Origin of the sequence: Congregibacter sp., assembly GCF_965662665.1 — a bacterium.
Lineage (GTDB): Bacteria > Pseudomonadota > Gammaproteobacteria > Pseudomonadales > Halieaceae > Congregibacter.
Genome location: NZ_CBFIIF010000025.1, coordinates 1 through 12,748, shown reverse-complemented (window position 1 = coordinate 12,748; position 12,748 = coordinate 1). Strand labels below are relative to the sequence as shown.

General features: G+C 54.8%; 7 protein-coding genes. 4 read left to right on the top strand and 3 right to left on the bottom strand.

Translation table 11 applies throughout. The annotated features are described in order from the left end of the window. Positions 1-55: 55 nt before the first annotated feature. Positions 56-4,885, top strand: a complete 4,830-nt coding sequence (locus tag ACTG39_RS10585) for an NAD-glutamate dehydrogenase (protein ID WP_439107525.1) — start codon at positions 56-58, stop codon at positions 4,883-4,885. On the opposite strand, the gene ACTG39_RS10580 is transcribed toward ACTG39_RS10585, so the two are convergent. Both ACTG39_RS10580 and rmf read right to left on the bottom strand, forming a co-directional pair. Further along, positions 4,839-5,132 carry a hypothetical protein gene (locus ACTG39_RS10580; protein WP_439107524.1) on the bottom strand — a complete coding sequence of 98 codons (294 nt, stop codon included), beginning with the start codon at positions 5,130-5,132 and terminating at the stop codon, positions 4,839-4,841. The two genes, ACTG39_RS10585 and ACTG39_RS10580, sit on opposite strands and share 47 nt — an antisense overlap. Before the next feature lie 54 nt (positions 5,133-5,186). Continuing rightward, on the bottom strand, positions 5,187-5,390 hold the full coding sequence (gene rmf, locus ACTG39_RS10575; protein ID WP_439107523.1) for a ribosome modulation factor: 204 nt from the start codon (positions 5,388-5,390) through the stop codon (positions 5,187-5,189). A 230-nt stretch (positions 5,391-5,620) separates the two neighbouring features. Between rmf and ACTG39_RS10570 the strand changes: the two genes are divergently transcribed. After that, positions 5,621-6,919, top strand: a complete 1,299-nt coding sequence (locus ACTG39_RS10570; RefSeq protein WP_439107522.1) for a M20/M25/M40 family metallo-hydrolase — start codon at positions 5,621-5,623, stop codon at positions 6,917-6,919. A gap of 23 nt (positions 6,920-6,942) precedes the next feature. Here the strand turns inward: ACTG39_RS10570 and ACTG39_RS10565 are convergent, their stop codons facing one another. Then, positions 6,943-7,128: a hypothetical protein gene (locus tag ACTG39_RS10565; RefSeq protein ID WP_439107521.1), complete on the bottom strand. Its 186-nt coding sequence runs from the start codon at positions 7,126-7,128 to the stop codon at positions 6,943-6,945. A gap of 219 nt (positions 7,129-7,347) precedes the next feature. Here ACTG39_RS10565 and ACTG39_RS10560 point away from each other — a divergent pair, with 219 nt between their 5' ends. Both ACTG39_RS10560 and ACTG39_RS10555 read left to right on the top strand, forming a co-directional pair. Beyond that, entirely contained in the window at positions 7,348-10,554 is a 3,207-nt protein-coding gene (locus tag ACTG39_RS10560; protein WP_439107520.1) for a TonB-dependent receptor domain-containing protein, read from the top strand. Between the two features lie 52 nt (positions 10,555-10,606). Then, positions 10,607-12,748, top strand: a 2,142-nt coding sequence (locus tag ACTG39_RS10555) for a hypothetical protein (RefSeq protein ID WP_439107519.1), incomplete at its 3' end; no start/stop codon positions are given.

Sequence of the window (12,748 nt, the reverse complement as noted above, 5' to 3'; positions counted from 1 at the left end):
ATACACTGATTACAGGCGAAGCGCAGAGACGCGCATATAGTGAGGGGGACACGCCATGGCGTGGGAAACACTCAAGCAGGCTTTGCTTGACGACATCGAGGGTATCGTTGCCAAACGGGCCGATGAGAGCCATCGGGAAGACCTGAATCGCCTGTCGGACTCTTTCTTTAGCCGCTTCTCCGCCGAAGACATGCGAGATCGCTCCCCGGATAATCTTTATGGAATGCTCTATGGCCTGATGCGGTTTATGCACAGCTGGAGCGGAGATGCCCCAAAGGTCCGTTTGCTCAATCCGCAGATCAGCAGTCATGGCTGGGAAAGCTCGTCTACGATTGTCGCCATTCTCTGTCGTGATATGCCCTTTTGCACAGCCTCGGTCCGCGGAGAAATCAATCAGCGTAGTCTGGGGATTCACTGTTTAGCGAGTTGTAACCTGCGGGTACAGCGGGACGACAGCGGTGAGCTACAGATGCTCCTAAGCGCCGAAGACGATGCCACCGAAGCCTCCGCAGAGAGTCTTCTGTATTTTGAGATCACCCGACATAGTGATTTGAGCGAGCTCGATGATCTCCGCGAGACGCTACAAGAGATACTCGAAGAGGTCGCACTGGTGGTCGGCGACTTCGGGTCCATGCGAGAGCGCTTGAGTGAGGCGCAGCAATGCATTGCGGGCGCGGGCTGTGTAAGCGATGACTTTCGTGACGAAGCCGCGGCTTTTCTGGAGTGGCTGCGTAGCGATCACATGACGTTTCTCGGTTACGAATACTTAAGCGTTGAGGGAGATGAGGTGGTTGTCGATCCTCAGCGTAGTTTGGGTGTCCTCCGTCAACGGGATACTCGAGGCGCTGCGGATCTGGGTCACGACCTGGCCTCGATGGCGTTGGAGGAATTTCATCGTCGGCAGCTGAGTTTTGGTAAGTCGCGGCAGCGTGCCCGGGTCCATCGACAGGCTTATCCTGATTATGTCGAAGTCAAAACTTTTGATGGTGCCGGTAGGGTCACGGGTCAACATCGATTCCTTGGCCATTACACGGCCACCGTATACAACATGGATCCCGCGCATATTCCCATTCTGCGGTCCAAGGTGGCTCAGGTGCTGGAGCTCTCGGGTCTCGCGGCGGAGGAGCACGATGGGCGGGAGCTCAAGCGTGTTCTGGAGCTGATGCCTCGGGACGAGCTTTTTCAGTCATCTACCGCAGATTTGTTTCATACAACCTCGGCGGTGAATCGGATACAGGAACGTCGACATACACGACTCTTTGTGCGCAAAGATGCCCACGGCAAGTTCATCAGTTGTCTCCTTTACATGCCGAGGGATCGCTACACGACGCAGCGGCGGGTGAACATACAACAAATTTTGACCAAGGCCTTTGCAGCAGAAGAGTCTGAGTTCAATACGCAGTTCACCGAATCTGTGCTGGTTCGTGTGTATTTTGTACTGCGCGTAGATCCAACGCACAACCAAGAGTTTGACGTCAGGGAAATCGAGGAGCAGATCGTGCAGGCAACGCTAGCGTGGAAGGACCGGCTTCGACTCAGATTACTAGAGGAATTTGGTGAGGAACGCGGCGAGCAGCTCATGCGGGAGCTCGGAGAAGGCTTTGCGCCGGGTTATCGCGATGACTTTGACCCCAGAGTCGCAGTCCTGGATATCCAGCATATTTTGGCCCTCAACGGCACTGATCGTCTGGGGATGAATCTGTACCGCTTGCTGGAAGAAAAAGACGATCACCTTAAGCTGCGTTTGTATCGTAAGGGCTCGCCGTTACCCTTGTCCGACGTGCTGCCAATTCTGGAGAACCTGGGATTACGCGTAGTGGCTGAGCGGGCCTACCCGGTGCGGGCTGCTCCCGAGGGACGTTATTGGATACAGGAGTTTAGCCTGATCTATTCCCTGGCCAAAAATATTGATCTTGAACAGGTAAAAGAAGAATTCGAGGATGCCTTTTCTCGCATCTGGTACGGCCAGGCCGAGAGTGACTCGTTTAACCGTCTACTGCTGGGAAGTCGTCTTAGCTGGCGAGAGATTGCTTTGCTTCGAGCCTATGCCTGCTATCTGGGGCAGATAAATTTCCCCTATTCGCGCAGTTACATTGCAGAAACCATGGCGGCGCATCTTCCTATCTCCGCGAGTATCGTCGAGTTGTTTTTAACGCGTTTTTCGCCGGTGTTTGATGGTGATGACGAGTGGAGAGACCAGCGCGAGGCCGCCGTCAAAGAACGAATTTTGCTGGCGCTGGATGACGTGGAAAATCTGGGGCAGGACCGAATTATTCGTCAGTATGTAGAGCTGATCACTGCCACGGTGCGGACTAACTTTTTCCAGCAGGGTGAGCTGGGCGATAGTAAATCGTATTTCTCCTTCAAGCTTCGTCCCGGCGATATCCCCGAGATTCCCCGGCCGGTGCCGTTGTTCGAAATTTTTGTGTACTCGCCGCAAGTCGAGGGTGTGCACTTACGCGGTGGCAAAGTTGCGCGGGGCGGTTTGCGCTGGTCTGATCGGCAGGAAGACTTCCGCACCGAAGTTTTGGGCCTGGTTAAAGCTCAACAAGTGAAGAATGCGGTGATTGTTCCCGTAGGCGCCAAAGGCGGATTTGTCGCTAAGCGCTTACGTCAGGATATGAGTCGCGACGAAATGCAGGAAGAGGGTATTGCCTGCTACAAGACCTTTATCCGCGGCCTCCTCGATATTACCGATAATCGTGAAGAAGATCGCATTGTTCGCCCCGCACTCACGGTGTGTAAGGACGATGAAGATCCCTATCTGGTGGTAGCCGCTGATAAGGGTACGGCAACCTTTTCGGACATCGCAAACTCCTTATCCGATGAGTACGGGTTCTGGTTGGGCGATGCTTTCGCATCCGGGGGCAGTGTCGGGTACGACCACAAGAAAATGGGAATCACGGCCCGTGGCGCCTGGGTCTCCGTCGAGCGCCATTTTCGAGAGATGGGTGTCAATGTCGCCACGACGAATTTTTCTGTCGTGGGCATCGGTGATATGTCCGGCGATGTGTTCGGCAACGGTATGTTGCTGTCGCAGCATATCTGTCTCCTCGCGGCATTTAATCACCTGCACATTTTTGTTGACCCCGACCCGGACGCGCAGCGGAGTTTTGCAGAACGGGAGCGCCTTTTTGCGTTACCACGATCCGGGTGGTCAGATTACGACACGACGCTTATTTCTGAAGGGGGCGGGGTGTTCAGTCGCAACGCGAAATCTATAGCGATTTCAGAGCCCATGAAAGCGCGATTCGGTATCGCGGTGAATCAACTTACGCCCACGGAGCTGATCAGCGCCATCTTGCGCTCGGAAGTTGACCTGCTCTGGAATGGCGGCATCGGAACCTATGTGAAGTGCAGTTCTGAAACTCATATGGATGTGGGCGACAAGGCAAACGATTCCCTGCGTGTGAATGCGAAGGATCTGCGCTGTAAGGTTATCGGTGAGGGTGGCAACCTGGGAATTACCCAGTTGGCCAGGACCGAGTTTGCGCTTAATGGCGGTCGATCTAATACAGACTTCATAGACAACGCAGGTGGAGTGGATTGCTCTGACCACGAGGTCAATATCAAAATTCTTCTTGATGCGATTGTGGATCGGGGCGATCTCACCGAGAAACATCGGAATCAATTGCTTGAGGACATGACGGAGTCGGTGTCCGAGTTGGTTCTGGCGAACAATTATCGGCAGGTGCAGGCCATTAGTATCGCAGAGCGCGAGGCCCGAGTGCGTAGTGGCGAATATCGCCGCCTGATCTCGACCCTGGAGAACGCTGGCCGTCTGGACCGGGAGCTGGAGTTTTTACCCACGGACGACGCGCTGGCTGATCGTCGCACCCATGACCTGGGGCTTATGCGGCCCGAGCTCTCGGTGCTCATTTCCTATAGCAAAGCCATATTGAAGGAGGAACTGATTGCATCGGATCTGGGCACTGATGTGCATCTGCTTCAGGCAGTGTCCACTGCGTTTCCTCCCAAGCTGCGAGAAATTTACCCCGAAGAAATGGCGGAGCACCGTCTGCGTCGGGAGATTATGTGTACACAGGTCGCAAACGATATTGTGAATCGTATGGGCTTGAACTTTGTCCTCAGGCAACAGAAGGCCACGGGCGCACCCGTGGCAGATGTTGCCAGAGCCTATACAGCGGTGATGGAAATATTCGGAGTTCCATCGGTTTGGGCAAGCATCGAGGCGTTGGACTTCACAGTGGCTTCCGATACGCAGTTAGAAATGATGCTCGATGTCATTCGATTGGTGAAACGGGCTACCCGATGGGTGCTTCGAAACCGACGGCACCAGATCACCCCCACAAGCATGATCGAAGAATTCTGCGCTGGAGTTACCGAGTTGCAAAGTGCTTTGCCGGATCTCCTGAGAGGGCGAGCCGCGGAGCAATACGAGTCGCGTCTGGAGGATTATCGCGAGGCCGGCGTGGGCGCGGAGACAGCCGCCCGCGTAGCTGGGTGTATGCATGCTGCGACGGCATTGGCGATTGTCGACGTGTCGGCGCAAACGGGTAACGACCTCATGGAAGTTGCATCCCTGTACTACCATCTGGGGGAACGTTTGGAGCTCGACTGGTTTGGGGCGCAGGTGCTGGGCAGTAAAGTGGAGAATGAGTGGCAGGCCATGGCTCGAGAGGCCTACATTGAGGATCTTCAGTGGCAGCAATGCACGCTTGCACAGGGCGTTCTCAGACTTCGTGGCGATGATCGCGACGTGCTGGCTTGCATCGAAGCCTGGGAGGAGCAGGAGAGCGCGCTGCTAAAACGCTGGACCGATATGCTTGGCGAACTTCACACAACCTCGTCTCCCGATTTTGCCATGTTTGCCGTGGCTAATCGTGAGTTGCTGGACTTAGCTCAAAGTAGCCAAAGGGTGTAAGACTAGCTAGAGCAAGTCGACTCGGGTCAGCTACCCATGCCTCTATATCGTTATCTCGCTCACTGTGTGAATAACCCAGTTGTTCTCGACAGGCATCGACCTGACTAATCTCCAGGGCGGCGGGGTTCATTGCGAGTATGCGAAAGTCTCTTGCGTCGCTTACCGGCTCGTAAATGACAACATCCAGGTCCAGCGCGGCCACGGCGGCGCTATAGAAGCTCGCCTGTGCTGGCAGTGTAGCGTTCATCTTAGATCCACCACGGATGAGAGGTGATGGGAGGCTCCCCAGGGAGCACAAGCCCTACTGCATGCGCAGTCGGTGCACTCCAGATACGCCTATGAGGCCGTCCAACTGGTCCGCGTGACCTTCTCGCCAACCGGTGATCCAATTGATACGTTGTTGCTCGGTACTATGGGGGCAACTTTCGCTGCTGCGACCTGATACTCCTGCCTGATAACCACGCTCGTAAGCTCGAGCAGTCATATCGCGTTTCTGTCGGCGCATCGCTATTCCTCTCTGGTTTGACACATCGGGGCTTAGTTGTATCTAAGCAGAGATAATTGCTTTGAGCTACTATTTTTTTGTTACCGATACAAGCACACCTATCGCCCATTGATATAAAGAATTCACAATTTGGGGCTTGTCAGGAGGATATCGTGGCTTTTGAGTTTAATATTGTCCCTCTTTGGGCGCGGAGCCCTCCAATTCTCATTCACTAAAGAGACCCTGCCATTATGTTGTATCGATGCCTTGTTGGCGCTGTTTTGACCCTGAACCTGGTAGTTCCTGCCGTTGCGCTGGATAGCACTGAGGTCGCCATAAGAGATGCGGTGAATCGGGGGCAGGAGGATGCTCTGGCGCTGTTGGAGCGGGCGGTAAACATCAATAGCGGCACCATGAATGTCGACGGCGTTCGTGAAGTAGGGCGTTTGTTCTCTCAAGCGTTCACCGATGCCGGTTTTGCCACGCGCTGGGCGGACGGTGACAGCTTTGGCCGTGGAGGCCACCTCATCGCTGAGAGGGGAACCCGGGGGCCAAAGGTCTTGTTGATCGGGCATCTGGACACGGTATTTGCCAAAGATAGCAGTTTTCAGCGTTTTACTCGCATTGATGAGCACCACGCTGCGGGCCCCGGAATCACTGACATGAAGGGCGGAAATGTGATTATCCTGCAGGCGGCCAAGGCGCTGGCCAGCGTCGGAGTGCTGGACGAGTTGCAGCTGCGGGTGATTTTGACCGGCGATGAGGAGTCTCGTGGCAGGCCCCTTGAGGTTGCGAATAAAGAGTTGCAGGCTGCAGCGGATTGGGCGGATATCGCGTTGGGCTTTGAGGACGGTGATGGGGACCCGGAGACGGTGGTGACAGCGCGGCGCAGTTCCAGTGAGTGGAGCCTGACTGTGCAGGGTAAGCCAGCGCATTCGTCCCAGATTTTTCGCGATGATATCGGTTTTGGGGCAACCCTTGAGGCAGCTCGAATACTCGATGCCTGGCGAGTTGCCTTGTCCGCGATTCCCAATCTCACCTTTAATCCGGGCCTTCTTATGGCGGGTACGGACATTGAGCACGATGATGAAAACACCCGCGGCTCGGTATTTGGTAAGAACAATGTCATTGCCCAGAGTGCCGTTGTTACCGGTGGTATGCGGGCCATCAGTCCCCAGCAGATCGACCGGGCCGAAACACTTATGCGTGACATCGTGGCGGACAGCCTTGCGCAAACCAGCGCGCAGCTCAGCTTTAACCATGGCTACCCGCCCATGGCGCCATCCGCCGGCAACGATGATTTACTCAAGCAGTACAGTGCGATTAGTGAAGAGCTGGGTTATGGCCCGGTGATCGCGGTAGATCCTCGTCGTGCGGGGGCCGCGGACATATCTTTTGTGGCCAGTCGGGTCGATGGTGCCCTCGATGGCTTGGGTCTAATGGGCGAGGGCGGACATACCGTAGATGAAGTTGCCGACCTGCGAACCTTACCGCAGCAGACACAAAGGGCGGCGATCCTCCTTTATAGGATCGCCTTAAAGTCGCGCTGAACAAATCCGGCAGATAAAGCTGCTTAGTCCAGAAGCGGGGCGGCGGCGCCGGTATCCCAGATGCTGCCGCGATACTGAACATCTTTGCCTGGTGTGTTTTCCAGCACATCAATGTTACCGCCGCCGTCCAAAAATCTACGCACCTCTTCAGCGATGCTCTCTCTTAGACGCTGTTTTTCGGATGTATTGATGCTTGCTTGCTTTTCCATGAGTAACCCTCCGAAGACTGCGCACATCGTCGACAGCATTCATTGCAGAAAAAAGATAGTTCCTTGAAATTTTTGTGACGCCAGTTTTCAGGCTGTAACAAATTCGTCATATATCCATAATATTTCCGTCACATTGCGTCCCTACGATGCGTGGATTGGATTTGTGCACGGAAGAAGCTTTCACTCTTCCACGTCAAAATTTCTGACTTAGAGGTCGTAATGACACAGTTGTTTGGCGCTCGGCGTACCTGGCCAGTCTTGGTATCTGTACTTTGCTTCACCCAACCGTCGATGGCTGCTGACGAGCTTTTGGTCTATGTGTTCAGCGGAGGCGCGCCCGTGCAGGGTGCGACCGTGACGCTCGATGGCGAAACTGCGGGCACAACCCGCCAAGACGGGTCATTGTTCGTGGACCTGGAAGGCAGCGGGCAGCGTGTCCTGACGATTACTTCCAGCGACGGCAACACCCAGCGTGAACGGTTCTCTTCGGCGTCGGGCCAATTGGTCGATGTTGTTTCTGATTTAGCTAGTGGCGACGACGAGGCAATCATCGAGGTGTACTCCCGGACAGAGTCGGCAGCCGAGCGGCGCGATCTCCCTACGGGGGAGCTGCAGATCACGGTTCGAAAAGGGACTGACGCAGCCGCCAACCAACTCGTGACTATTTCAAACGCTCAGGGTGGTGTGTCGACGAACGCACAGGGCCAAGCGTCCAAGGCAGTTCCCAGGGGTTTGTATCGAGTGACGACGGGCGGAGTCTCGAGCGATGTGCGGGTTGTAGCGGGGGTGACCCGGGGTGTGCAGATAAACCTGCCCGAGGCCGATGCGGGTTTCTCTATCGCGGCGCCCCAGATCGAGGAAGTCTTTGTGTTGGGAACTTTCGACGCCAGCGGTTTTGAGCTGTCGGAGCGCGACACGAATTTGATCGTTGACACCCTGGGCGTTGAGGAGCTAGCGCGCTTTGGCGATTCCGATGTTGCGGCGTCCGTAATTCGTGTGCCGGGTGTTGCGGTACAGGACGACAAGTACGTATTTATCCGTGGCCTGGGTGGTCGCTACGTAACGTCGACCTTGAACAACTCGACAATGCCGTCGACAAACCCGACCAAGCGTACGGTTCCCCTGGATTTGTTCCCCTCCAACTTCGTCAACCAGCTGGACATCAAAAAGACCTTTTTGCCCTTCATGCCTGGCGAGTCTACGGGCGGTAATCTGGTGATCAATACTAAGACGTTTCCCGATGAGCGCTCGGCAAATATTACGGCGTCGCTGGGCTATGTGACAGATCTTACCGGCAACACCGTGGGTGTTGATCCGGCTAGCGGCGACTTTGACTTCCTCGGCTGGGATGATGGCACGCGCGAGGAAAGTATTATTGTTTCCACAATCGGGGATATTGTCTCCGATGGCGGAACCTTCACGGATGACGATGGCAACAGTTTTACCCTGCAACAGAGTGTATTGAGAGAGCTCCAGCGCACCGCGGGCATCGTGCTTGCTCAGGATTGGGACCTCGATTTTGCTGATACCACGCCAAACGGCGGCCTGGGCTTTAACTACGGAGACTTGTTTTATCTTGGTGAGGGCGAGCTGGGCTTTTACACCGCCGTAAATTACTCCAACGAGTGGAGTCAGCGCGGTAACGGTATCCGCCGCAGCTATAGCGCCAGTGGGATTGTCGCCGACGACCAAAGTTACGAATCCTACTCTCAAAATATCGACATCTCTGGCCTTGTGTCTGTTGGCTACAACATCGGAAACAACACCTTTGAGTGGAACAATGTTGTGTCGCGCTCCACGGAAAGTTTTGTTGAACGCTCCGTAGGACGAGAAGGCGACGAATTCCGTTCGGTTTACCAGGCAACGAGTCAGTGGGAAGAGCGGCAGTTTTTGTCCTCACAGATAGTTGGATCGCACTTCCTTAATGAAGACGGGTCAATTTTTGCGGAGTGGCAGTTCACAGGTAGTCAGGCGCGTCGTTATGTACCGGGGCGTACAGACGTGCGATTTAACGCAGAAGCAAACCTCACGGAGCCCGCGGATTTGCGTGAAGGCTACGATTTTTCGCTTCCCAACGATGAGCAGGGCGATCTGCTGAATGGGTTTTTCTTCTCGTCAGGTAGTTCATCAAAGCGCTACGACGACCTCATTGATAACAACTTCGACGGCTCCTTTGATATCACTTGGGATCTCTTCGACAATGGCGCCAGCTTTGGCCAGCTGCGTTTTGGAGCCCAGGCTATTTACCGTGAACGTGATGCAGATAGCGCGACTTACGGCTACTTCAACAATGGTGCAGACGCCACGCTAAGCGCATCTCCAAACGTCCTGGTCTCTGATAATATCTTTGTTTGTGGCGAGGGTCCGGGGACCGTGACCTGTGAAGACAATGCCCAGGGTGGCGTACAGGATAGCCCCACCACTGGCTTCCTCTTCCAGGTGCGAACTCAGGTATCGGATGAGTACGAGGCGGAACTGGATTACAACAGCATATACGCCATGTACGACCATACCTTTGATGGCGTATGGGAGATTATTGCCGGTGCCCGCTACGAGCAGTACGAGCAGGTCACCGATACTTTCGACCTGACCACGGGTAACCCTGTTCAGGGCATTGTTGACGAAGGGAGCTTGTTACCCGCTCTGGGAATCAACTGGTTCTACTCGGACACTCAGCAATTGCGACTCGCCGTGAGTCAAACCGTCGCGAGACCGGATTTCAAAGAAGCCTCCAACGCTGTGTTCTTTGACAACGAATTCAACGTTCGTGTGAGGGGTAATCCAAATCTGACGATTTCCGACATTTTCAATGCTGACCTGCGTTGGGAGTGGTACTTCGGCGATAACGATACCGACAACTTGTCAGCGGCGATATTTTACAAAGACATGACCGATCCGATCGAGCGGGTCTATCAGGCGGCTTCCGGTACGGCCAGTAACTCCCGAACGTTTCAGAACTCCGAAGCGGCAGAACTCTACGGTGCCGAGTTAGAGGGTCGCAAAGAGTTTTTGTTGACTGATGACTACAACAACACACTCTTTGTTTCCTTCAATGCGGCTTACATCGAGTCGGAAGTCACCCTTCTCAATGGCGACACGCGAGCACTGCAGGGACAACCGGAGTACACAGCCAACTTCGTCATCGGCTATGACAACGTACCCGGCGGGCACCAGTTAACGCTGCTTTACAACCACACAGGAGAGTCTATCGCTGACGTCGGCATTCTCGGACTCCCCAACGTTTTGTTAGAGGAGCGAGGTGAGCTCAATCTGGTTTACCGCTACGACATATCAGAAAAGGCAAGCCTGAAGGCGCGTATTGAAAACATATTTGACGCGGAAGTGGAGTACACCCAAGGGGATCAAGTATTCCAGTTCTATGAAAAGGGCACTACTTTCCAGCTCGGACTCGACTGGGAATTCTAAGCAGTACTAGAAGACCCAAACGGGTCAATGACATCCACTAGGGAGTATAGTGATGAACAAGCAGTTTGTATTAGCTCTCGTAGCCTCCGGGGCCCTGGTGGGCCTATCCGGATGCTCCGAGGGCGACAGTGCATCGATTATTATCGATGCGCCAACGACTGACACGGGCGGCGGTAATGTCTGTAACGGCGATGCCAGTTGTGGCGATGGCGGCACCGGTAACGGCGGCGGCAACGGTGGCGGTAACGGTGGCGGAAATGGCGGCACTGATCCCACGGCTTGTCCTACGGGAACAGAAGAGGTTGCCTCAGGAACCTGCCTGCTCAGTGGCACTTACACGAGCGATCTAACCCTGGCCGCTGGCAACGTCTATCAGCTGGACGGCCGCGTTAACATCGGTAATGGTAACTGCCTCCTGTCGGACGCCACTACCTGTGACAACGGCGATGCCCTGGTCAATGCAACACTTACCATTGAGCCTGGCGTGAGTGTTCGTGGTCTCCCTTCGGATGATCCTTTGAGTGCAGCGGTGCTGCACATTACGCGCGGAAGCATGATCAACGCTGTGGGTACTGCAGCAGCGCCTATTATCTTCTCCTCTGTCGATCCCGACTTCTCCACACCTGGCGAGTGGGGCGGCGTGCAGATTTCCGGTTTTGCACCCCACAACGCCTGTGACACCGATCCCTGTAATGTGGACGGTGAAGGCGAAGCAGGCTTCATCGGTGGTGATGATGCAGCCGACAATAGCGGTGTGATGCGCTACGTAGTTCTTGCGGAAAATGGCGTTGCCATCAACTCTGACGGTGACGAGATCAATGGTCTCAGCCTGAATGCCGTGGGTTCTGGTACCGAGTTTGATTTCATTCAGATTCACGAGACATCGGATGACGGTGTGGAGTTTTATGGTGGCACCGCCAACATGAAGCACCTTGTCGTTTCCAATGCCAACGACGACTCCGTTGACTGGGATGAGGGCTATCAGGGCAACTTGCAGTACGTCCTCGTTAAGCAGCACGGCGGCGGCAGCGGTGAAGCTTTTGAGATGGATACCGAGGGTTCACTGGAGTGGTTGTCCAAGCCAACGGTGGTCAATACCACTGTTATCGCTGACAAGCAGGCCGATGACTCGCCTTTCATCACTCGCTTCAAGGACAGCACCGGTGGATTCTTCCACAACATGGTAATGACTGTTGCGGGTGACGCGACGGGCACCTTCGATACCTGTGCGCAGATCGAAGATGGTGCAGAGGCCAACATCAATATGTCTCTGGTATTCAATAACTGGATTCAGGATTGCTCCAACATCCCTGGTGCGGGCGGCATGCTGTCGAATGAGCCTTCCGTAGATAACGATTCTGTCGTTATTGCCGCGGCTTCCCTCGATGACATTCTGGCGTCTCAGGCGACTGCGGCTTCCGGTATCACGGCCATTGATTGGGATGCCATTGGCGCTAGCTTTGATCTGCCGAGCGTTGCGGACGGCGATCCCCAGGACTTCGATGCCAGCTTCTTTGAGCCTACGACTTACATGGGCGCTGTGAATCCTGATGGATCCGATCCCTGGTGGGCCGGTTGGACGCTGGACTTCGGTGCAGGAAACGCTATTCCTCCCGTAGTCGAGGGTTGTCCTGAAGGTACAGAGGAAGTTGAGGCCGGTGTATGCCGTCTTAATGGTACCTATCTCAGTGATCTGACGTTGACGGCCGGTAATGTTTACCAGCTGGATGGTCGCGTAAACATCGGTAATGGTAACTGCCTCCTGACCGACGCTACGACTTGTCAGGGCGGTGCTTCTCTGGTGAACGCAACGCTGACTATCGCTCCCGGTGTCTCGATCGTTGGCTTGCCATCTGATGACCCACTGGCAGCTTCAGTGCTTCATGTGACCCGCGGCAGCAAGATCAATGCCGTAGGCACAGCAATGGCACCGATCGTGTTCTCTTCGGTTGATGATGGTATCGAAGGTCCTGGTGAGTGGGGTGGCGTGCAGATCAGCGGATTTGCTCCTCACAATGCTTGTGACTCCACACCCTGTAATGTTGACGGTGAGGGTGAAGCAGGCTTTATCGGTGGTGAAGATGCTGCGGATGATAGCGGTGTAATGCGCTACGTGGTTCTTGCGGAGAACGGCGTGGCCATCAACTCTGACGGTGATGAGATCAACGCATTGAGCCTTAATGCAGTGGGTTCT